We start from the raw sequence: 22,892 nt of genomic DNA on the forward strand, positions 1-22,892 counted from the left end.
CCGGGCAGAGTGAGCTGAATGGCGAGCACGGAAGGCGCCGACCCCATTCAATGCGAGCACATTGCAGTAGGCCTGGCCCGCCTCGACGCGGCCGGTGCCATCTGCACGGTCAATGCCCGCCTGGCTGAGTGGCTCGAGTGCTCGCCGGCTGATCTGCAGGGCAGTGCACTGGTGGACTGCATCGCGCCCGAACAGCGGCCATCGCTGGCGGACGCGTTGCAGCGTTCGGCCACATCCGAGGTGACCCTGAGCGTGGACATGCTCGCGCCGGCTGCACCGGAAGGGGCCTCGCTCTCCTGTACGTTGACGCTGGTGCCGGATGACGATGGGCGCGTCGTGACCGTTCAGCGCAGGCCCGGAGGCGATTCTGCAGCCCAGGTCTACGAGCAGACGTTTACCGCCAATACCGCACCGAAGCTGCTGATCAACCCGGCGGATGGCCGGATTGTCGATGCCAACCCCGCCGCGGTGAGCTTCTACGGCTATTCGGCCGACACCCTCAAGGGCATGTATATCCACGACATCAACACGCTGTCGGCGGAAGACGTGCGGGTCGAGATGCAGCGTGCCAGGAGCGAGGAACGCCGGTATTTCCGGTTCCGCCATCGCATCCAGGGGGGCGAGATCCGCGAGGTCGAGGTGTACTCCGGCCCGGTGGTGCTGGACGGAACCACCTACCTGTATTCGATTGTTCACGATGTCTCCGAGGCCCGGCGCTACGAGCGCGAGCTGGAGTTCTACGGGGGCGTGTTCCGGCGTCTTCCGGTGGGCGTCTACCGCAACACGCCCGGGCCGGAAGGCCGCCTTGTCTGGCTCAATCCGGCGATGGTGGCGCTGTTTGAGGCCGAGTCCGAGGCACAGCTGCGCGCAACCCCGGTGCAAGACCTGTATCGCGATCCGGGCGCGCGCGAGGCATTCAGCCGCGATCTGGAGATGCACGGTCGCGTGGTCGGGCGCGAACTGGACCTGCAGACACTGCGTGGTCGGGCCTTTCGGGCGCGCGTGACCGCGTATCGCAGCCATGACGAGGACGGCGAGCCCGTGTTCGATGGCGTGATCGAGGACGTCACCGAGGTGCGCGCGGCCGAGGCTTTTCAGAACCACCTTCTGGCGAGTCTGGCGGAAGGTGTCTTCGGACTGGACCGTTACGGCCGCTACACCTTTCTCAACCCGGCGGCCTGCCGTCTGTTGGGTTTCAAAAGCGAAGCCGAGGCACTCGGGCGCGACGCCCATTCAACCAACCATCACTCGTTGGTGGGCGGGGAGCCCTATCCCAAAGAAGCCTGCCCGATCCTGCGGGTCCTGGAGGCTGGCCAGTCGGATGAACCCTGGGACGACTATTTTGTGCGGACCGATGGCTCCCATTTTCCGGTGAGCGTCTTTGCGGCGCCGACGTTTGATGCGGCCGGTCGGGTCGATGGTGTGGTGGTGTCGTTCCAGGACCAGACCGCACGGACGGAAAGGGAGGTTCAACTGACCAAGGCCACCGCCCATCTGCCCGGGGCGATCTACCAGTACCACCTGTATCCGGATGGGCGGCACGCGTTTCCGTTCGTCAGTGATGGGATACGGCGCGTGTTCGGGCTCAGCCCGGGGCTGGTTCAGGACAGCGCGGACGCGGCCTTTGCAACGGTACACGCGGATGACCGGCCTCGCATCCAGGCCAGCATCGAGGAATCGGCGCGGTCCATGGAACCCTGGCGGGTTCGCTTCCGCGTTCGCCACCCGCTGCGCGGAACGATCTGGGTCGAGGGTCGTGCGACGCCCGAGGCACGTGCCGATGGAGGCATCGTCTGGCACGGTGTGATGATCGACATTACCGAGCAGGTGGCGATGGAAGATGCCCTGCGCGAGCGGGGCCGGGAACTGGCCGCTGCGCAGCGCATCGCGCACGTGGGCAGCTGGGTCTGGGAGATCCACGAGGACCGCACCCGCTGGTCGGACGAGGTCTATCGCATCTTCGGCCTCAGGCGGGGTGAGCAGGAAGCCAACTACGCGGGGTTTCTGCATGCCGTGCATCCCGAGGACCGGCGCGATGTGGCAAAGACAGTAGGGGCAGCACTGGAGAGCGGCGATTACGATATTCATTTTCGGATCCTGCGCCCCGATGGGCAGGAACGAGTGGTCCATGCGCGCGGTACGGTCGAGGGCGATGACAACGGCAAGCCACGTCGTCTGATGGGAACTGTGCAGGACGTGACCGAGCGGCGCGCCCTGGAGGAAAACCAGCGCCGTCTGGTCGGGATCCTGGAACATACGCCCGACGTGGTCGCCATGCATGGGCCCGCTGGCGACATGCAGTTCCTGAACGCCGCCGGTCGCCGCCTGTTTGGTCTGCCGCCCATGACGGGCGAACCGTGGACCCCCGAGAACGGCTGGAATACCTGGGGGCTGCCGCCCGAAACCCGCTCGGTCGAGAGTGCCGTCCAGCGGTTCCATCCACCTTGGGCGGCCGAGCGCATCGTGAACGAGGCCGCTCCGATTGCGATGCGCGACGGGGTCTGGGAAGGCGAGACGGCGATACTGGACGGACAGGGCAGGGAGATCCCGGCTTCACAGGTGATTATTGTTCGCCGCGACGACCAGGGCGAGATCCGGCAGGTGTCGACCATCCTGCGCGACCTCTCGCAGCGCAAGGCAGTAGAAGAGGCCCTGCGCGAGAGCGAGGCGCGCTTCCGCCAGCTGGCGGGCAGCGTGAACGAGGTGTTCTGGCTACAGGACGAAGACAGGGATCCTGTACGTGAATCCGGCCTTCGAGCGGATCTGGGGGCAAAGCCGTGACCGCCTCTATCGCGATCCGCGTTCGATGCTGGAGGCCGTGCACCCGGAAGACCGCGAGCGCGTGGAGCGTCAGTTCCTGAACGACCCCATGAAGGGGGCTCATGTCGAGGATACCTTCCGCTTGCGCCGACCGGATGGTGCTGAACGCTGGCTACACGTGCATCGTTACCAGGTGCCGGACGAGGACGGGCGAGTGAGCCGAGTGGCGGGAACCGCGGTGGATATCACCGACCTCAAGCAGGTGGAGCTGGAGCTACAGCGCGCCAATGCGGAGCTGAAGCGTCAGGCCTATTACGATCGCCTGACCGGTGTGGCCAACCGCCACTACTTCGAAACGCTGCTCAATCGCGAGTTGGCGCGTGCCGACCGCTACGGGGCGCCTTTTGCCCTGGTGATGTTCGATCTCGATCACTTCAAGCGGGTCAACGACACCTTTGGCCATGCGGCGGGGGATGTCGTGCTGCAGGAGGTGACCCGCGTGATCGCGGAACGTCTGCGCGATGCCGACGTTCTCGGGCGCTGGGGCGGCGAGGAGTTCATGGTCCTGCTGCCGGGTACCCAAGAGGCGGATGCCGCGCGGGTCGCGGAGACCATGCGGGCGCGGGTGGAGGGGCATGATTTCCCGGAGGCCGGCCGGGTAACGATCAGCCTCGGTGTGGCGGCCTTCTGCGCGGGCGAGCCACGTACAGGGTTGTTGCGTCGGGTCGACGAGGCGCTTTATCGCGCCAAGGGCGAGGGCCGCAACCGTGTAGCCGTGGCCGCCTCGGCCGAAGCGATTGGATGAGCCCCGGCGTTTAAACAACCGCGTAGGGTGCGTTGAGCGCAGCGAAACGCACCGCCTTGGCTTGTCCCGCGGGCTATTCCTTACCCAGGCAGCCGGCAAAGCCGTCCGCCATGTTCTGCATCAACTCGAACCAGGCATCCGGCCCGGGCTCCAGTTCGGCACCGACAGGATCCAGCACGCCGAGCCGTGTATCGGTTCCCTCGGCCACGGTCTCGGCCAGGGCCGGACGGAATTGCGGCTCGGTGAACAGGCAGACCACGTCGCCGTCGGCGACACGCTCGCGCAGTTCGCTGATGCGCCGCGGCCCCGGGCTGCGCGAGGGATCGATGCTGATCGAGCCGGCGGAGTTCAGACCGTAGTGCTGCTCGAAGTACTGGTAGGCGTCGTGGAACACGATAAAGGCCTGGTCCCGTACCGGCTCGAGCTGTTCCGCCAGGCGTCCGTCCAGATCGTTGATCCGTTCGAGCAGGGCGTCACGGTTGGCCTCCACGATTTCGGCGCGTTCCGGATCCCATTGCATCAGCTTGTCGGCGAGCTGCTCGGTGATCGCGCGCACCACCGCTGGCGAGAGCCAGATGTGGGCATCGTAGTCGCCGTGATGGTGATCATGGTCGTGTCCATGGGCCTCGTCGTGGTGGCCGTGATCATGGTTGTGGTCATGGCCGTTGTGGCCATGGCCGTTGTGGCTGTGATTGTCGTCGGAGTGCCCGTCGTCGTGGCTGTGGCCATGGCCGTTGTGATCGTGGTCATGGTCGCCGTGGCCGTGATCATCGTCCCCGTGGTCGTGGTGATGCTCCCAGACGCCCCCTTCGCGCGTGGGCTTCAAGTCCAGGTCGAGGTCGTCCATCAGGCTGATAATCTCGCGGTCGCCGGCACGGCGGAGCGGGCGCTCCAGAAAGGTCTCGAGGTCCGGGCCGACCCAGACCACCATGTCCGCGTTCTGCAGACGGCGCGCCTCGGATGGCCGCATGGAATATCCGTGCGGCGAAGCCGTGGCGGGGACCAGCAGTTCCACGTCGAAGGCGTCCTCGCCCAGGGCGGCGACGATGCTGTGAATCGGTAGAATGGTCGCGACGATGCGCGGCTTGTCCGCGGCGGCCATGCCCGGGAGCAGGAGGCCCAGGATGGCCAGCAGGCTGACCGTCAGCGAAATCCCGAAGGGGTGGCGCGGGCGCGAGTGCATGGCAGGGTCTCCAGGGTGTCGGATCGGAATTAGAGAACGTTATAGTATATCAACATGAACAAGGGAAGCCCTGCCACCATGTCCGCACCGGAATCGGACCACAGCCCGCTGCTGGACGCCCGTGATATCTCCCTGGAGCGGGGGGGCAAGCTGATTCTCGACCGGGTCTCGGTGCAGATCCCGCCGGCCGAGGTCGCGGTGGTGATCGGCCCCAACGGCGCGGGCAAGACTTCATTGTTGCGGGTGTTGCTGGGCTTGTGGCAGCCGACGCGGGGGCAGGTGAAGCGCCGGCGCGGGCTGCGCATCGGCTACATGCCGCAGCGCCTGCAGATCGAACCGGTGCTGCCGTTGTCGGTGCGGCGGTTTCTGACGCTGCGCCAGCGCGCGCCGAGGGCCGAGCTGCTGGCGCACCTGGAAAGGGTGGGTGTCCCGCACCTGCTGGACAAGCCGGTGCAATCCCTGTCCGGGGGCGAGATGCAGCGAGTGCTGCTGGCGCGGGCGCTGCTCAACCGGCCCAATCTGCTGGTGCTGGACGAGCCGGCGCAGGGCGTGGATATCGTCGGGCAGGGCGAGGTCTTTCGCCTGATCGATGACATTCGGCGCGAGACGGGCTGCGGGGTGCTGATGGTCTCGCATGACCTGCATCTGGTCATGGCGGGGGCGGATGCCGTGATCTGCCTGAACCAGCATGTCTGCTGCACCGGCCGGCCGGAGGAGGTCTCGCGCCACCCGGAGTACCAGCGCCTGTTCCCCACCGCCGATGTGCAGGGCATCGGTATCTACAAACATGACCACAACCATGTCCACGACCTGCACGGCGAGGTGCATGATCTGGACGACAACGGAACGGGCGGGTCGCACGGCTGTGGCCACGCCCACCATCACGGACAGGGAACGCCGAAACGATGATCGAAGCCTGGCTGGATGACTTCCTGTTCCGCGCGGTGCTGGCAGGGCTGATGGTGGCGGCCGTGGCCGGTCCGCTGGGTGCCTTCGTAGTCTGGCGGCGTATGGCCTATTTCGGCGACACGATCTCGCATTCCGCCCTGCTGGGGGTGGCGCTCGGGTTCCTGCTGGGGACGAATCTCAACCTGATGGTGACCATCGTCTGTGTCGCGATCGCCGTGCTGCTGGTGATCCTGCAGCGCCGTCAGGAGCTGGCTTCCGATACCTTGTTGGGGATCCTGGCGCACAGCGCGCTGTCGCTGGGGATTGTGGCGGTCACCTTTATCGAGGGCCTGCGGGTGGATCTGATGGCCTATCTGTTCGGCGACATCCTCGCGGTGGGGACGAATGACCTGCTGGCGATTGCCATAGGCGGCGGCATTGCGCTGTTGCTGCTGGTGCTGCTCTGGCGACCGCTGCTGGCGCTGACGGTGCACGAGGAACTGGCGCGGGTCGAGGGTGTGCCGGTGCTGGCCGTGCGCCTGGGGCTGATGCTGCTGATCGCGCTGGTGATCGCGGCCGCGATGCAGGTGGTCGGCGTCTTGCTGATTACGGCGTTGATGATCATTCCGGCCGCGAGTGCCCGGCGCTTCGCGTCGACGCCGGAGCAAATGGCGTTCCTGGCCGGTGTGATCGGCATGCTGGCGGTGCTCGTCGGCGTCTGGGGTTCGTTCCAGTACGACACCCCGACCGGGCCGACGATCGTCGTCGCTGCGATGCTGGGCTTCATCCTCATTCACCTGCTGCCCGCGCGTCTGCTGCCCCAGTTCGGCGGGCGCTGAGGGAAGCGCTGAGCCATCGGAGCCGTTTCGGAGGGAGGTTCGCGGCCCGCCGTCAGTCGCGGATGTAGTCCAGCGGCAGCGAGGTGCGGTCCACCACCCGGCGCAGGACGAAGCTCGAGTGCACCGAATCCACCCCCTCCAGCCGGGTCACCCGCCGCAGCAGGAAGTCCTGATAGGCATCCATGTCCGGCACGACGACCTGCAGCATGTAGTCCGCCGATTGCCCGGTGATCAGATACAGGTGCTGCACCTCGGGGTAGCTGGCGATCGCCTCCTCGAAGCGTGCGAAGCGCTCCGGGGTGTGGCGGTCCATGCCGATGTGGATCAGCGCGGTCAGTTCCAGCCCCAGGGCGCGCCGGTCGAGCAGGGCCACGCGCCGGATCAGGATCCCGGCCTGCTCGAGTGCCCGAACGCGCCGCAGGCAGGGCGAGGGGCTCAGCCCCACGCGCTCGGCGAGGGCCTGGTTCGACAGGCTGGCGTCCTCCTGCAGGATCTCCAGGATGTGACGGTCAAAGCGGTCGAGCTTGTGCGGTTGCGGTTCCATGGTGGAATATTGCGCCAGATAGGTCATTTAAAGCAATAAAAAGCCTCTTACCTCCCGCTATATGCGAAAAAAGCAAGGTTCTGTCCGCGCAAATTCGTTAGGATAATGTGCAAGTGGACCAATCGCCGCGACGGAATGCCGCGGCCCCAGGAGAGAATGAAGATGGCCTTCGATCACACCAAGTACGCCCCGTTCCCGCCGATCGACAAGGCGGACCGCCGCTGGCCGGCGCAGCGCACCACGGTTGCGCCGCGTTTCTGCGCGGTGGACCTGCGCGACGGCAACCAGGCGCTGGTGCACCCGATGAGCGTCGAGCAGAAGATGCGCTTCTTCGAGGTGCTGGTGGATATCGGTCTGACCGAGATCGAGATCGGCTTCCCCTCCGCCTCGCAGATCGACTACGACTTCACCCGCCGTCTGATCGAGGAGGACCGGATCCCCGAGGGCGTGTACGTGCAGGTGCTGACGCAGGCGCGCGAGGATCTGATCCAGAAGACCTTCGCCGCGCTGGAGGGCGCGCCGCGCGCGGTGGTGCACGTGTACAACTCCACCAACCCGGCGCAGCGCGAGCAGGTCTTCCGCATGGACCGTGCCGGCATCCGTGGCATCGCCGAGAACGGTGCGCGCTGGGTGCGCGACTACGCGGCGAAGTATCCGCAGACGGACTGGATCTTCCAGTATTCGCCGGAGAGCTTCTCTACCACCGAGCTGGACTACGCGGTCGAGGTCGTGGATGCGGTGAACGCGATCTGGCGCCCGGACCAGGGCCAGAAGGTCGTGATCAACCTGCCGGCCACGGTCGAGTCGGCCACGCCCAACGTCTTTGCCGACCAGGTCGAGTGGTTCTGCGACCACGTGCAGTATCGCGAGCACTTCTGCGTGTCGCTGCATACGCACAATGACCGCGGTACCGGCGTGGCCGCGGCCGAGCTGGGCCTGCTGGCCGGGGCCGACCGCCTGGAGGGCACGCTGTTCGGCAACGGCGAGCGCACCGGCAACATGGACCTGGTCACCGTCGGGATGAACCTGTATTCGCAGGGGATTGACCCGACCATCGACCTGTCCGACATGGAACGGCTGATGGACGTGTACAAGGAGTGCACTGATATGCCGATCCACCCGCGTCACCCGTGGGCGGGCGAGCTGGTGTACACCGCGTTCTCCGGCAGCCATCAGGATGCGATCCGCAAGGGCCTGGCGCACTACAAGGAGAAGGGCGGCCACTGGAACGTGCCCTACCTGCCGATCGACCCGAGCGATCTGGGCCGGCGCTACGAGGAGGTCGTGCGCATCAACAGCCAGTCCGGCAAGGGCGGCGTGGCGCATGTCCTGGAGCGCGACTACGGCATCGAACTGCCGCGCTGGCTGGCGATCGAGTTCGCCCGCATCGTGCAGAAGGATGCCGAGACCTCGCAGATCGAGGTCTCCTCGAAGCGTATCCACGAGCTGTTCGAGCAGCATTACCTGACGCCGGTCGCCGGCTGGGATCTGGTGCGCTACGAGATCGAGAAGGAAGGCCCGGTGGTGCGGCTGGACGCGACCATGGGCCCACCCGGGCGCGAGTCGCGCCTGAAGGGCGAGGGCCACGGCGCGGTCGAGGCCCTGACCGCCGCGATGAAGGCCGACCGGGGAGTCGAGGTCAAGGTGAGCCACTTTGACGAGCACGCGATGGAGTCGGGCACCGAGGCGCGCGCCATGGCCGCGGTGGACGTGCAAGTCGACGGCGAGCGCTCCGTCGGTGTCGCGCTGGGCGAGGACACGACCGCCGCTACGCTGCAGGCCGTACTCAACGCCACTGGCCGCCGCCTGGGCGAACGCGCCGCCGAGCCGGCCGCCGCCAGCGCCTGATCTCATGGGACCCGGGGGGCATATCCCCCCTGTGGGAGCGTGCTCGCACGCGAATCTCGCATGCGTCACCCTCCCCGTCAGGCCGTCACTTCACCCGCTTCTCCAGCATGCTCTGCATGCGGATGAGGCGTTCCTGAAGCTTGACCGTCTCCTGCTGCAGCTCGTGGATCTCCGAGTGCAGCGCCTTGTTCTCCTCGTGCACGCTGTCATGGATCATCTGCTGCTCGATCTCGATTGCGCGATCATGCATGCGCTGCATCGCGTCCACGATGATCGCGATGAACAGGTTCAGCACGGTGAACGTGGCGATCAGGATGAATGGCACAAAGAACGCCCAGGCCCAGGGGTAGATCTCCATCACCGGGCGTGCGATGTCTTCGGACCAGCCTTCCAGTGTCATTACCTGGAACAGGCTGTACATCGAGGCCCCGAGCGTCCCGAATTTTTGCGGGAACGAGTCGCTGAACAGCCCGGTCGCGATGATCGCGAACACGTAGAAGATCAGCACCAGCAGGCCCATGATCGACACGATCCCGGGGATGGCCCGCAGGAGCGCCTCCACGATAAAGCGCAGTTTGGGCACCATCGATACCAGGCGCAGCAGTCGCAGCACGCGCAATACCGAGAACGGTCCGGAGGCCGGGATGAGTGCGATCCCCACCACGAAGAAGTCGAAGACATTCCAGGGGTTGCGCCAGAAACTCAGGCGATAGACAAACAGCTTGGCCAGTACCTCGGCCGTAAAGATCGACAGGATGACGGCGTCTGCCGTGAGGATCACCGGGCCCATCCAGCCCATTACGGTATCGGACGTCTCCAACCCCAGCGTCACGGCGTTCAGCAGGATCAGCGCGATGATTGCGCGCTGGGTGAGACGGGCTTCGATAAAATGCTCGAGGCGCTGGCGTAGCGAGGTCGGTGCGCTCATGGCGGTTCTGGGCTCTGGTGGTTCGCTGGTGGTTCGACATTTCGGCGGCGCGGCGGGCTCGCCGTGGACCAGTCCGGAAAGGCGTGCAAGAGTAGGCGAAACTCCGCTTTCCGGCAATTGGCTGGCAGCCGCGAACCCACCCACAAAGTGGGTGTCCCTTAACTGCGCAGGGCAGGTGCTCGCCCACAAAGTGGGTGCCCACAAAGTGGGTGTCCTGCACATACTTGAGGGCAAGGAACCAACGGGTGGAGTCGATTGATGTGGGATGAACGGTACGCCACGGATGAGTATGTCTACGGTACTCGGCCGAACGATTTCCTGGCCGAGCAGATCTCGGGGGTTCCGCCTGGGAAAGCTCTTTGCCTGGCCGAAGGTGAGGGACGAAACGCGGTCTTTCTGGCCGAACGTGGGTTCGATGTGCTGGCGGTGGATAGTTCGTCAGTAGGTCTGGAGAAGGCCGAGCGTCTTGCGACGCAACGTCATGTCGCGATCCGGACGGAAGTCGCGGATCTGACCGACTACAGTATCCAGCCGAACCGTTGGGACCTTGTCGTCTCGATTTTCTGCCATCTGCCGCCCGATACTCGGCGTCGGCTACATCGGGAGGCGGTCGCTGGCTTGAGGCCTGGCGGGCGTTTCATTCTGGAGGGGTATACGCCGGCGCAACTGGCCCTGGGAACCGGGGGACCGCCTACCGAGGCGCTCATGATGAATCTGCCAGAGCTGCGTGATGAACTGACCGGCCTTGAGTTCATTCATGCGGTCGAGGTCGAGCGTGACGTGGTTGAAGGTGTTTTTCATACGGGCCGTGGTGCTGTCGTGCAGATTCACGCATGCAAGCCCGCCGAGCCGGGTTGATCCACCGCGGAGGCCTGGGCCTTGGGTTGGGTGCCCCGCAAAGTCCCTGTGCAACTGCTGACGCCCTTTCAGTGACGGTGACTCCGGTTTAGTGTCTATCCACATCTCGGGGGCAACGGCTTCCGGGGCAATGCGCCAGGGACGTCGCTGCCATGTCCGTCGCCGCACTCTCCCCTGATTCTTCAGCAGAGCTAGGCTAAGCGCATTGCCTGGTGTTCAGCCTGCAATCGAAAGATAAAACAATCGTTGCTCTGTTAGAGGAAGTACCGCTCAGTCGGCGCATAGGGCCGTTCGACGAAAAGCGGGAAATACATCTAGAAATTGGCAAACGATGTGCTACTTTCAACCCCGAAGGCAGGGATGCCTTCGCTAGAGCCGCCCAGGAACGGAAGCCCGGGTGGCTCTTTCTTTTGGGGGCCCAGGTGAGCCCCACTAAGGCCTAACTCGCCAACAGTGCCGCGGAACAACGTGGATCGAACCGGCCGCGAGCGGCCCAAACAACCGAAATTCATCCATGCCAAGTCGACGTCCTGCGCTCGGGTTCAAGCAGCAGGGCGGGCGAACAGCGCCCGCGCCATGGAGATTCCTCGGAGGTAGCGGCACTGCCGACGTTCGGCGAGGCTCACCAACTGCTCCGGTGCGCCAATGGCCGAGCCGAACGCGCGCAATAGATGGCTGGATTGCCGGATGAAGGCTTCGGCATCCATGCCCAGCTGGTCGAGCAGGCGAGGGCGGTGCGCGGGAATGGATCCTCGTTTCGTCGGATGTACGCAGCGCCCCAATGTGTCCGTCATCTCCAGGTAATCCTCGAACGCAAATGGGATCGCCGGTTCGAACTGGCCGCTTGCATCAAATGGCATCAGTGGCGCACGCCGAATCATCCTCGGCCTCCGGGCGGATACGCCGTTTCAGCGAAGTGTGATCACACTCGTGCAAGGCTTCGGCCATCCCGGCACGGACCGGATTCAAGTCCACGTAGCTCATGGCCGCCAGCACGGCTGCGTCATCCAGCAGGGCCTGACTCTTGAAGCGCCCCTCCCAGAATCGTCCCTTGACGCCTTCCTCCTCATTGGCCTGTCGTGCGATGGATTCATTCAGCACACGCATGAACCACGACAGATCTGCCAGCCGGTTCCGATACGTTTGGGCGTACGCCTCGACCCGGCGTAACTGTGCGTCGCACATCGCTTTCCGACGTGGAGACAGATACTGCCTAACCAATTCGGGGCCCGAGAACAGCCGCGTCCAGCGAAGCAGGACGGACTCGGTGTCCAGTGAGGCTGCGCGTTCAGGGTCCAGCCGTACCACCACATGGTAGTGATTGCTCATCACGGCATAGGCAGCCACATCGATGGCGAAGATCGCGGCCAGCTCCAGGATCCGCGTCTCGATCCATTCGCGGCGATGCTCGAAGTTGTGTCCGGACACGCGATCCTCGCCGCAGAGAAAGGCGCGCCGAACGCAGCGTGAGACGACGTGGTACCAGGGCGTGTCCTCGACGGACACGAGGGACGAGCGGGGTTGGGTCATCGTGGACTCCTTCCATGGAATCGGACGATTCAGAACCTAGATGCGATCAGCCGCGATAGCAAGGGCCTGTCTTGAGAAAGTGGGTGTCCTACAATGCCGAAGTTTATTCCATCCAAAAGTACCGCCTATGGCGCAAAAACGACCGTTCGGCGGCCTCTTCGGTGTGCAGCTGGAAATCCACGAGGCTCGTGCTAGATTGTGCCCTGGGGCAAGGAAGCCCCTAAAGGGTCGTCCGGGAAGGGAATCCACGGGCGGCCCTTTTGCGTTCTGTGCCCCGGCAATATCAGGTCACAAGCCTGGAGCCCCTGGGAGCGCCGCAAAGCGGTGTCGTCGTAGTCTCGGTGCCCCGCGTGCGATCGTCTCTGATCATTTCCTGAAGGCGCTGCATCCAGTAGCCATCCCGGAAAGCGCGCAGCGGTTATCCGGGGCCTGACCGAGGGGCCGTGTAGCGTGGGGAGGAAAGTGGGTGTGCCGCAGATGCCACCGCGATGTCAGTTGGTCATACGATACCGCGGCCGGAGCCGCAGCCGGGCACTAACGACTATTAGACGTCGGGCTATGGTCCTTGAGCCAGTCCTTCAAAGCCGAGTCCATTCGCGTTTGCCAGCCCTTTCCTGTAGCGCGGAATGCCTCCACGACGTCGGGCGACAGACGGATCGTGATGCGCTCTTTAGTTACAGGTAGAGGCGGGCGCCCCACGCGTCGCAGGGCTTTCGTCTCGTCTTCGGAAGGTTCCCGGGTCTCTGGGTCCGCATCGATTCCGGCCTGAATGGACGACTCTTCGTCGGCGTCGTTCAAGACGACCCGGCGACCGCTACGTAGCGTTAGTGATTTCGACATAACGCACAATCTCCGGGTTGTTGGCTTTGCGCAGGCTGATGATCCGCCGCACGGATGATCGATCGGTGAATACGACGCAATACAAGCGTTCGCCCATCAAGGCGTACCCGAACGTTCGCCGTTCGCCGTAGCTTTTCCGTCGGTCTTCCATGGCCAGGAGCGTATCCCATTCGAGCCCGAGGGCATCGCCGAGTGAGACCCCCGTGTTTCGCCAGGTTCGCAGCGTCCTTGTCTGCGTCAAACTCGATCCCTATCAAATTATTGTATGTACATTAACTTGCGAGTGCATTTGGCGAGGTGGATTAGCCGCGGACCCTCGGGCTATCCCGGTCGTCTGGCAAGGCATAACACGCCACGGCGAACACACCGGCGGAAGGCTAGTGGCCCTGGGGGGAAAGAGCGGAGTGGGAGTGTGGAGTCTGCCGCCAGTTAGTTGTGTCGCTGGTGTCGGCGAATCGGGCTTATGACAACTGGGAAGAAAGTGGGTGTCCCACAGATGGCCGCCACAGTTTCTCCTTGCAAAGTGGGTGTCCCGCAGGTGCGAATGTCCCCGGTGCGCCAATGTTGGAAGAAAGTGGGTGTCCCACAAATGGTTACAGGGCGCATGTGACCATTGTTGTCATGTGAACTGACGCACATTGTCAGTGTTGGGGGTTTGCGCGCTGTTGTGTTGGCTGGGTCGCCCCTGGGCTTTGGCTGGGGGCGGAGATCCCGGCTCTTCGCTTCGCTGCGGACGGGATGACTGGGGCCGGGGTTCCGTTCGGAGATGGCCACGGCCCCTGCGGGGCCTCGCCATGACGGGGTGGGGGCGTGGTGTTGCCCTCGCGGCTGCTAACCGATTTGTAGGGTGCGTTGAGCCGGGCGAAACGCACCATTCCCGCGGCGGGGGTAATCCTGATTCGATTCGCTGCGCTCATCGGCATCCTACGGGGGCCGATGAGCGTATCCGTTGGGTGTCAGAGGCCGAGCATGGCGACGGCGACGCCGAAGTAGATGAGGATGCCGACGATGTCGATTACGGAGGTGATCAGCGGGGCGCTGGCCACGGCCGGGTCGATGCCGAAGCGGGTCAGGGCGAACGGCAGGAGCATGCCGAACAGCGAGCCGAAGACGATCACGAAGAACATGCCCAGGGCGATCGCGTTGGCGACCTCGACGGTGCCCAGCCAGTTGCCGGAGACCCAGATGGCAGCGGCGAGGGTGACGCCCAGCGCGGTAGCGACCAGCACTTCCTTGCCGCCGAGGCGCCACCAGTCCCGTAGTTGTATGTCGTTCACCGCCAGTGATCGCACGACCAGTGTGGCGGCCTGGGCCCCGGCGTTGCCGCCGGAGGCGATGACCATGGGCAGGAAGAAGACCAGCGCGACGACGGCTTCGATCGCGGCCTCGTAGTAGCCGATGGCGATGCCGGCGAAGATATTGACCGCGACCAGGATCAGCAGCCAGCCGATGCGCTTGCGGTACAGCAGGCTCATGCTGGCGTCGCGCAGGGAGAGCACCATGTCGCCGACCGCCGCCATGCGGTGGAAGTCCTCGGTGGTTTCCGCGCGCAGCACGTCCATCACGTCGTCGACGGTGATGATGCCGAGCAGGTGGCCGTTGTCGTCGACCACGGGGAGGACGTCGAGGTCGTAATGCCCGATGCGGTGGGCCGCCTCTTCGCGGTCTTCCTCGGCCGCGATGCTGACGACATCGGTGTGCATGCGCTCGCGCACGCTGGTGGTGGGGCGCGACAGCAGCAGTTCCTTCAGGCGCACCCAGCCCAGCAGTTCGCCCTCCGGCGTGGTCACGAAGATGGTGTTGAGGGTCTCCGCCAGTTCGTGGTGTTCGCGCAGGTGGTCCATTGCCTCGCCCACGGACCAGTCCGGCTGCACGGTGGCGTACTCGGGCGTCATCAGGCGCCCGGCGCTTTCTTCCGGGAAGCCGAGCAGAGTCTCCAGCGCCTCCTGGTCGTCGTCCGGCATGGTCTCGAGCAGGGATTCGGCGTGGTCGTCGTGCAGGCCTTCCAGGACCGAGGCGGCATCGTCGTAGGACAGCGCTGACATCAGCCGGCTGGCATGGTCTTCGTCGAGCGCGTGCAGCACGCGCGTCTGGTGGTCGGGCTCCAGGTGCGCGTAGACATCGGCGGTGCAGGACACGTCGAGACGCCGGAAGAAGTCCAGCATGCGGTCTTCCGGCAGGGCCTCCAGCGCGTCCGACAGGTCGGCGCCTGCATGGGCGTCGCAAAGCCCCTGGAGCGAGTCTTCCGTGGGCTGGTCCAGCGCGGTCTTGAGCGTCTGCGGCAGGGTCTGGATGTCGTCGTCGGTCGGGCTCATCGGTCAGTCCCCTACGGAGTCGCCAGGCCGAGCATTGCCACGGCCAGGGAGAAATAGATCATGATGCCGCCGAGGTCGGCGATCGCGGTGATCAGTGGCACGCTGGCGGTGGCCGGGTCCAGCTTCAGGCGGCTGAGGATGAACGGCAGCAGCATGCCGACCATGCTGGCGAACGCGACGATCAGCGTCATCGCGATCGCGACCAGCAGGGCGATGTCGGCCCCTCCGCGCCACAGCCCGAGTACGGATACGGCCAGACCCATGGTCACGCCGATCCCGACGGCCACGCCGAGCTCCTTGCCCCACAACCGCAGCCAGTCCTTGGACGTGACCTCGCCGGTGGCCAGGGCGCGCACCATCAGCGTGGCGCTCTGGGCACCCGCGTTGCCGCCGGAGTCGATAATCAGCGGCAGGAAGAAGACCAGTACCACCAGCGCCTCGATGGCCTCCTCGTACTGCGAGATCATCAGCGCGCCGATGGTGTTGAACGCGACCAGACCGATCAGCCAGCCCACGCGCTTGCGGTACAAAAGGAACGGGCTCGCATCCTGTGGCGAGAGCGGGAGGGTGCCGACCGCCCCGATCTTGTGGAAGTCCTCGGTGGATTCGGCTTCTAGCACGTCCATCACGTCGTCGACCGTGATCACCCCCAGTAGCTCGCCGGTCTCGCCGACCACAGGCAGGGTTTCCAGGTCGTAGTGCTGGATCTTGCGGGCGGCCTCCACGGCCGACTCGGATACCCCGATGGTGATCGGATCGGATTCGCCCAGCAGTTCGCGCACCGGGCTGTCTGCCGAGGCGCGCAGGAAGTGCCGGATCGGCACTGCGGCGAGCAGTACGCGGTCCTGATCGACCACGAAGATCACGTTGTTCGAGTGTTCGTCCGCGTTGCGGCGGATGAAGGCCAGCGCGCGCTTGAGCGTCCAGTCGGGGTCTACCGCGACGACGTCCGGGGACATCACGCGACCGGCGGAGTCCTCCGGGTAGTTGAGCTGCTTGAGGGCGCGGCGGATGGCGCGAAACGGCAGCAACCGCAGGTAGCTACGCAGAGTCTCCGGATCCAGGGTCTGGAGCAGGCCGGTGAGGTCGTCGGCCTCCATCTCGGAGAGGATGAAGCGGGCGTCGTCCTTCGGCGAGGCCTCGAGCAGCCGGATCTGGTGCGGGGTGTCGAGGTAGGAGAAGACATCCGCCTTGCGCCCGGGCTCCAGCAGGTTGAACACCGCGCACAGGTCGTCGTCGTTCAGCTCCATCAGCGCATGCGCGATGTCCTGCACACGCGTGTAGTCGAGCAGTTCCTGGATGCCGTCGCGGTCGTCCAGACGCAGCAGCTCCTTCAGCTCGATGATGGATTGTTCCAGATGCAAATCCATGCCCTACTCCCGGCTGTCATCCGCGGGCCAGGGGGCTGAATACACAGCCTCACAAGGCGCCGCATGGATGAGGTGTCTTGGTCCGGTCGGGATCGGGCTGGGGCCCGGCCGCTCCCGGCACTCTAGTACTTAGAGGCCCAGCGGGAAGCGTCCGGTTCGGGAAGGAGGCGCTTACCGCGAGGCGCAGATAGATCGACTGCGTGATCGGCGTTTCAAGGCGCGTTCCCGTGTGTGGAGATGCGACTTATTCTAACGGATGTCGGGCCGCAATCAACCGCTTGGGGGCTGTTTTGAAACATTCCTCTCCCGTCAGGGGTCTGTGCAGACACCATGAACGGCCGTGGTTACGGTGGTGTGAACGCCCCTTGAGTGGGAAGTGCGGTGGCTCTTCCGGCAACCAGTGGTAATCGACAAGGAAAACCCGATGCAGGATCAGACGATGCATCCCCAGCGACCGCTCGGCAGCCCGGTGCTCGCCATGAGTGGAGTGGCCTTCGGCTACCCCGGCGAGGGTCGCGTGCTGCATGACGTGGAGCTGGCGCTGGCACCCGGCGAGCGCGTGGCGATCGTCGGCGAGAGTGGCACCGGCAAATCCACGCTGTTGCACCTGGCGGCCGGGCTGGAGCCGGCCGACACCGGCACGGTGGAACTGGCCGGTCAGGCGCTGGCGGGGCTGGACGAGGCGGCGCGTACGCGGCTGCGCCGAGCGCAGGTTGGGATCGTGTTTCAGTCGTTTCATCTGATCCCGACGCTCACGGCGCTGGAGAACGTGATGCTGCCGCTGGAGCTGGCGACGGATCTGGATGCCGCTCAGCGCCGTGAGCGGGCTGCGGCGCAGCTGGCAGCCGTGGGGCTCGCGGACAAGGGCGGGCGCGAACCGGAGCAGCTATCCGGCGGCGAGCAGCAGCGCGTGGCGATCGCACGGGCGCTGGTGCACCGGCCGGCGCTGATCCTGGCCGACGAGCCGACCGGCAACCTCGACTCGCGCACCGGCGAGGCGGTGTTCGGCCTGCTGCTGGAACAGGTGCGCGCGACCGGCTGCGCGCTGTTGCTGGTTACGCATAGCGATGACCTGGCCGGGCGTCTGGACCGGGTGCTGCGCATGCAGGACGGCCACCTGCAGGATCTCGCCGCGGAAGCCTCGGCGACGTGAGCTCGCTGCTGGTAAAGGCCTGGCTGCGCGACTGGCGCAGGCGCCCGCTGCAGCGGCTGCTGACGCTGGTGGGCGTGGTGATCGCCGTGGCCGTGGTGCTGGCGGTGGATCTGGCCAACCAGTCGGCGCAGCGCGCGTTCGACCGTTCGATGGACGAGGTGGCGGGCACGGCCACGCACCAGATTCTGGGGCCGGCCCGGGGTTTCGACGAGACACATTACCGTGATCTGCGGCTGGCCGGCTGGCGCGATACCGCGCCGATCGTGGAGGGACCCGCGCGGCTGCCGGACGGGCGCACGATCTATGTGCTGGGCGTCGATCCGCTGGCCGAGGGCCCGTTCCGCGGGGCGGCCTCGGATATCGGGGATGCCCCGGTGCAGCGGCTGGTGACCGAGCCGGGCACGATCCTGCCGCCGAGTGGCTGGTGGTTGGGCTCCGGGATGGCGCATGAGGACCGCCTGGCGCTCGAGACCGCCGCCGGGCGCTTCGAGGTCACGCTGCTCGAACGCGAGGCGGAGCGTGACGAACCGGCGGCCGAGTCAGACGACGAGGGTGGCTCGCTGTGGGTCACGGATATCGCCACCGCACAGACGTTGCTCGGCCGGCCGGGACGGCTCGATCGTGTCGACGTACGCCTCGATGACGCCGACATCGGCGCCTTCGCGGAGCGATTGCCGAATGGTCTGGAACTCGTGCCAGTGGCGGCGCGCGACCAGGCCTCGCGCGAGCTGGCGCAGGCCTTCCGCATCAACCTGACGGCGATGAGCCTGCTGGCGCTGCTGATTGCAGCCTTCCTGATCTACAACACCCAGACCTTTGCGGTGCTGCGCCGACGCGAGGTGCTGGCGAGTCTGCGCCTGGTGGGGGCCGGTCGGCGGGCGCTGTTCGGCGTGGTGATGCTGGAGGCCTTGCTGGTCGGTGTGATCGGCACGCTGCTGGGGGTGCTGGTCGGGATCGGTCTGGCGCAGGTGCTGGTCGGCCAGGTCGCGCAGACGGTGACGGATCATTTCTTTGTGGTGGCGGTGACGGAGGTGACGCCGCGCCCGCTGGCGCTGCTGGTGGTAATCGCGCTGGGGGTAGGGCTGTCGCTGCTGGCGGCGCTGGCCCCGGCCTGGGAGGCGGCACGGGCGGCCAGCCCCGGCAGCCTTGGACGCGGGCGGCTGGAACGCCGGGCGCGCCGGGGCCTGCGCGGGCTGGCCGTGGCGGCGGTCGTTCTGCTCGCGGCGGGTGGCGTGATGCTGCTGCTCGGGGCCGGAGGGCTGGTGGGCAGCTTTGTCGCGCTGTTCCTGCTGATCACTGGCTTTGTGCTGCTGCTCCCGCTGGTGCTGGCCGGAGTCCTGCGCGGTCTGGCGCGGCTCGGTCGCGGGCAGACGCTCCCGCGCATCGGGGTGCGCAGTCTCGAGCGGAGCCTGTCGCGCAGCGCACCGGCGACCTCCGCGCTGACGCTGGCCCTGGCGGCCGCGATCAGCGTGTCGGTGATGGTCGGGAGCTTCCGCGACAGCGTGGAGCAGTGGCTGGGGCAGGCGCTTACCTCGGATGTGTACGTGGTGCCGGTGGCGCCGGCCGCGGCGCGCAGTGGGGCGCGCCTCCCCGCGGACTGGGGGGAGACGCTCGCCCGGATCGCGGAGGCGGAGTCGGTCAGCACCGGCTCCAGCCAGGACACGCCGAGCGATGTCGGGATGATCGATCTCTACGTGGTCGAGCCGCACCCGGTCTGGCTGGAGTACCTGCCGCTGCTGGAGGCCGAGGCCACGGGCGAAGCACTCGACCGGCGCCTGCGAGAGACCGATGCGGTACTGGTCACCGAGCCCTTTGCGGCCCATCACGACGTGGGTGTGGGCGACCGGCTGGAGATCCGCGTGGATGAGGGGCGGCGGGTGTTCGAGGTGGCGGGCGTGTATCGCGATTACGGCAGTCCGCAGGGCACGGTGCTGATGCTGGGCGACCGGTTCTACGCGGGCACGCCCGGCGCCGAGGAGGTGGGGTCGTTTGGACTGCGCCTGCCCGAGGGCGCGGATGCCGACGCGGTGATCGAGCGCTTGGAGACTTGGCTGGCCGAGCGCGAGATGGCGGCCATGGTCACGCGCCCCGGCGATATCGAGCAGGAGTCGATGGCGATCTTCGACCGTACCTTTGCGATCACGCATCTGCTGCGGGTGATCACGCTGCTGGTCGCGTTCATCGCGATCCTCGGGGCGCTGATGGCCCTGCAGATGGAACGCGCGCGTGAATTCGCCACGCTGCGCAGCCTGGGCCTTCTGCCCGGCGGGGTGCGCGGACTGGTGGTGTTTCAGGGCGCGGTGCTGGGTGCTTTCGCCGCGCTGGCCGCGATACCACTGGGTCTTGGCATGGGCTGGCTGCTGATCGAGGTGATCAACCGCGAGGCGTTCGGCTGGGGCATGGACCTGCGCTGGCCTGGTCGCGAGATTGCCGAGACCGTTGCCCTGGGCGTGGGTGCGGCGCTGCTGGCGGCGCTGATCCCGGCCTGGCGCATGGCGCGCATGCGGCTGGTGCCCGCTTTGCGGGAGGTGCCGTGATGGTTGGGTTGAAGGCTGTGGGAGTGGGCATTGTGGGAGCGGGCTTGCCCGCGAAGCCCCTGCCCGCGTCAGGCCCTGGCAAGGTCCTTTCGCGGGCAAGCCCGCTCCCACAGGTGCTCTTATGCCAGGCACTGCGCCTGTTGGTGCTGGTTGGGCTCGTGGTATTGCTGGCGGCCTGTGGCGGGGCGGAGCCGCCGGATGCGCGAGAGGCCGAGGTGTCGGGGCTGCGGGTGGGCGAGGCCCTGGGCGGGGAGGAGACGGAGGGGTTCCGGCGCGCGGATGCGCCGCGGGTATTCGAGTTTCCGCGGGACCACGGGCCGCACCCGGGGTTTCGCAACGAGTGGTGGTATGTGACCGGCAACCTCGATGGGCCGGAGGGCGAACGGCTGGGCTTTCACATCACCTTCTTCCGCGTCGGGCTGGCGCCGGAGTTGTCGGGGGACGCCAACTGGCACGATTCGGCGTGGGCCAGCCCGGATATCTGGATGGCGCATACGGCGGTGGTCGACCGCGAGGCCGGGTACCACGCCTCCGAGGAGCGCTTCGTGCGCGACGGGGCGGGGCTGGCCGGGGCAACGGAGCCGGTCGGCCGGGTCTGGGCCGAGGACTGGCAGCTGGCGGATCTGGACCGGGACCGCTGGACGCTGGACTTCAGCGTGGACGACTACCGGCTGGCGCTGGAACTGGAGCCCCTGCGCGGCCCGGTGCTCCAGGGCGAGGCGGGGCTCAGCCAGAAGGGTCCGGAGCCTGGCAATGCCTCCTATTACTACTCCATGCCCCGCCTCAAAGTGAGCGGTGAGGTCGAGCGGGCGGAGCGCGGGCCCCTGGCGGTCACCGGTCAGGCCTGGATGGACCGCGAGTGGAGCACCAGTGCGCTGTCCGAGGATCAGGTGGGCTGGGACTGGTTCGCGCTGCAGTTCGACGACGGGCTGGACGTCATGTACTACCAGCTGCGCAAGGAAGACGGCGAGCCGCACCCGCTGTCCAAGGGCCGCTGGATGCCGGCGGATGCCGACGACCGATTGCTGGAACCCGACCAGGTCGAACTTGAGCCCCGGCGCTGGGCCACGCAGCCCTCCGGCAACCGCTACCCAGTGGAATGGGCGATGCGCATCGCGCCGCCGGACGGCTCGGCCCCGCGCAAGTTCACCGTGCGTGCGATCCGCGACGACCAGGAGATGGATACCGTAATCCGCTACTGGGAAGGCGCGGTGGACATCCTGGATAGCGAAGGGCAACCCGTTGGGCGCGGCTTCGTGGAGCTGACCGGCTACGACGACGAGTAGGCGGGGGGCTTGGGCGGCACATCCTGCGTTGATGCGTTTCGCGGGGCTCAACGCATCCTACGAAGGGGAGGGGATAGCTGTAGGATGTGATGAGCGAAGCGAATCGCATCATTCCGCAACAACGTTGAAGACCATGAACCCAGGGAAGGGGGCTATGGATGACGGACTATCGCCGCGTATACGTGCCCGGCGGCACGTATTTTTTTACCGTGAACGCCGCCTGGCGTCGCAACACCACCCTGCTGACCGATCATATTGATGCCCTGAGGGACGCATTTCGCGAGGTACGGCGACGGCACCCGTTCGTCATAGACGCAATGGTGGTGCTGCCCGAGCACCTGCACTGCATCTGGCGGTTGCCGGAGGGCGATACCGATTTCAGTCGGAGATGGCGACTGATCAAGGCACGCTTTTCGCGTTCGATTGCGCCGATCGAAACCCGAACATACAGCCGGGCTCAGCGAGGCGAGCGCGGCATCTGGCAGCGCCGGTTCTGGGAACGTTGCATACGTGACGAGCGGGATTGGGCGCGGCACGTCGATTACATCCATTACAACCCGGTCAAGCACGGCTGGGTTCGGGCCGTGGCGGATTGGCCATATTCCAGCTTCCACCGGTTCGTGCGGGCCGGGGTGTATCCGGCGGACTGGGGCGGGGTGCCCGAGATGGAGGATTGGCCTTTGGGGGAGAGGGATTGGAGATTCAGGGATTGATGCGATTCGCTTTGCTCATCGCATCCTACGAGGCTACCCCTGCCGCCCCTCGTAGGATGCGTTGAGCCCCGCGAAACGCATCGTTGATAAACGCAGGGTGGCCCATATGGGCCACCCTTCTTTTGGCTACCAGTCCAGTGGGTCGCTGGCGTGGTCGAGGTCGAAGTCGTCCTGCAGGTGGGCGCGCAGGGCGCGTTCTTCCATCATGCGTTCGAGGGCACGGCGGGCGGCGTGTTTGCTCGGGCCGCGGTCGTTGACGAGCGGGTTCTCGAACAGGCCGGTGAGGTCTTCGGTGCTGTCGAAACCGGTATCGAGATTGAGGTCCATGCGGGGTCTCCAGGTATGCCGGCCGGGCCACCCCGGTACTGCGGCATCAGGAAAGCCTTATATAGCGGCGGCGGCCGCGCGCAAGCAGAAAATTCTTATGCCTTGTCGCGTTTCCTTATTGTCCACAGTCGGAGCATGACAGCGGCAAAAGTGCCAGGGTTTTCGAAC

Annotated in this window: 15 protein-coding genes and 3 pseudogenes; 9 read left to right on the plus strand and 9 right to left on the minus strand. The window is 65.9% G+C overall.

Annotated features, from left to right (window positions below):
• Positions 1-18 precede the first annotated feature (18 nt).
• Positions 19-3,565 (plus strand): annotated as a pseudogene (locus G015_RS0108500) (PAS domain S-box protein).
• Between the two features lie 73 nt (positions 3,566-3,638).
• Here G015_RS0108500 and G015_RS0108510 read toward each other — a convergent pair.
• Entirely contained in the window at positions 3,639-4,748 is a 1,110-nt protein-coding gene (locus G015_RS0108510; RefSeq protein ID WP_012983080.1) for a zinc ABC transporter substrate-binding protein ZnuA, read from the minus strand.
• Between the two features lie 78 nt (positions 4,749-4,826).
• Here G015_RS0108510 and znuC point away from each other — a divergent pair, with 78 nt between their 5' ends.
• Both znuC and znuB read left to right on the plus strand, forming a co-directional pair.
• Positions 4,827-5,657, plus strand: a complete 831-nt coding sequence (gene znuC, locus G015_RS0108515) for a zinc ABC transporter ATP-binding protein ZnuC (RefSeq protein WP_012983079.1) — start codon at positions 4,827-4,829, stop codon at positions 5,655-5,657.
• The gene (gene znuB, locus G015_RS0108520; protein WP_012983078.1) at positions 5,654-6,475 is read left to right on the plus strand and encodes a zinc ABC transporter permease subunit ZnuB; all 822 of its coding nucleotides are present in this window, start codon (positions 5,654-5,656) and stop codon (positions 6,473-6,475) included. Before znuC ends, znuB begins: the two co-directional genes overlap by 4 nt.
• A gap of 52 nt (positions 6,476-6,527) precedes the next feature.
• Here znuB and G015_RS0108525 read toward each other — a convergent pair whose 3' ends face one another.
• Entirely contained in the window at positions 6,528-7,019 is a 492-nt protein-coding gene (locus tag G015_RS0108525) for an Lrp/AsnC family transcriptional regulator (protein ID WP_018137934.1), read from the minus strand.
• 162 nt (positions 7,020-7,181) lie between these two features.
• Here G015_RS0108525 and G015_RS0108530 point away from each other — a divergent pair, with 162 nt between their 5' ends.
• A complete protein-coding gene (locus G015_RS0108530) occupies positions 7,182-8,867 on the plus strand; it encodes a 2-isopropylmalate synthase (RefSeq protein ID WP_028490907.1) in 1,686 nt (561 codons plus the stop codon).
• An 85-nt stretch (positions 8,868-8,952) separates the two neighbouring features.
• On the opposite strand, the gene G015_RS0108535 is transcribed toward G015_RS0108530, so the two are convergent.
• Entirely contained in the window at positions 8,953-9,795 is an 843-nt protein-coding gene (locus tag G015_RS0108535) for an ion transporter (RefSeq protein ID WP_018137932.1), read from the minus strand.
• Between the two features lie 258 nt (positions 9,796-10,053).
• Between G015_RS0108535 and G015_RS0108540 the strand changes: the two genes are divergently transcribed.
• Positions 10,054-10,653, plus strand: a complete 600-nt coding sequence (locus G015_RS0108540) for a bifunctional 2-polyprenyl-6-hydroxyphenol methylase/3-demethylubiquinol 3-O-methyltransferase UbiG (RefSeq protein WP_012983066.1) — start codon at positions 10,054-10,056, stop codon at positions 10,651-10,653.
• A gap of 542 nt (positions 10,654-11,195) precedes the next feature.
• Here the strand turns inward: G015_RS0108540 and G015_RS13640 are convergent.
• From G015_RS13640 to mgtE (G015_RS0108560), 5 genes and pseudogenes are all read right to left on the minus strand, one after another.
• A pseudogene (locus tag G015_RS13640) lies at positions 11,196-12,183 on the minus strand (transposase).
• A gap of 534 nt (positions 12,184-12,717) precedes the next feature.
• Positions 12,718-13,023 carry a BrnA antitoxin family protein gene (locus G015_RS14015; RefSeq protein WP_012983065.1) on the minus strand — a complete coding sequence of 102 codons (306 nt, stop codon included), beginning with the start codon at positions 13,021-13,023 and terminating at the stop codon, positions 12,718-12,720.
• Positions 12,998-13,277, minus strand: a pseudogene (locus G015_RS13645) (BrnT family toxin). Before G015_RS13645 ends, G015_RS14015 begins: the two are co-directional and overlap by 26 nt.
• 702 nt (positions 13,278-13,979) lie before the next feature.
• Complete coding sequence (mgtE, locus tag G015_RS0108555; RefSeq protein WP_012983064.1) at positions 13,980-15,338, minus strand: magnesium transporter; 1,359 nt, start codon at positions 15,336-15,338, stop codon at positions 13,980-13,982.
• 11 nt (positions 15,339-15,349) lie between these two features.
• Positions 15,350-16,708: a magnesium transporter gene (gene mgtE / locus G015_RS0108560; RefSeq protein WP_012983063.1), complete on the minus strand. Its 1,359-nt coding sequence runs from the start codon at positions 16,706-16,708 to the stop codon at positions 15,350-15,352.
• Between the two features lie 424 nt (positions 16,709-17,132).
• Between mgtE (G015_RS0108560) and G015_RS0108565 the strand changes: the two genes are divergently transcribed.
• From G015_RS0108565 to G015_RS0108580, 4 genes are all read left to right on the plus strand, one after another.
• Positions 17,133-17,861, plus strand: coding sequence for an ABC transporter ATP-binding protein (locus tag G015_RS0108565; protein WP_012983062.1), 729 nt, complete (start codon positions 17,133-17,135; stop codon positions 17,859-17,861).
• Positions 17,858-20,398: an FtsX-like permease family protein gene (locus tag G015_RS0108570; protein ID WP_012983061.1), complete on the plus strand. Its 2,541-nt coding sequence runs from the start codon at positions 17,858-17,860 to the stop codon at positions 20,396-20,398. The genes G015_RS0108565 and G015_RS0108570 overlap by 4 nt, the downstream gene beginning before the upstream one ends.
• A 140-nt stretch (positions 20,399-20,538) precedes the next feature.
• Entirely contained in the window at positions 20,539-21,684 is a 1,146-nt protein-coding gene (locus G015_RS0108575) for a lipocalin-like domain-containing protein (protein ID WP_020146479.1), read from the plus strand.
• A gap of 158 nt (positions 21,685-21,842) precedes the next feature.
• Positions 21,843-22,397 carry a transposase gene (locus G015_RS0108580; protein WP_012983059.1) on the plus strand — a complete coding sequence of 185 codons (555 nt, stop codon included), beginning with the start codon at positions 21,843-21,845 and terminating at the stop codon, positions 22,395-22,397.
• 126 nt (positions 22,398-22,523) lie between these two features.
• Here G015_RS0108580 and G015_RS0108585 read toward each other — a convergent pair whose 3' ends face one another.
• Positions 22,524-22,724, minus strand: a complete 201-nt coding sequence (locus G015_RS0108585) for a PA3496 family putative envelope integrity protein (RefSeq protein WP_012983058.1) — start codon at positions 22,722-22,724, stop codon at positions 22,524-22,526.
• Positions 22,725-22,892 lie beyond the last annotated feature (168 nt).

The organism is Thioalkalivibrio sp. ALJ15, from assembly GCF_000383695.1.
Lineage (GTDB): Bacteria > Pseudomonadota > Gammaproteobacteria > Ectothiorhodospirales > Ectothiorhodospiraceae > Thioalkalivibrio.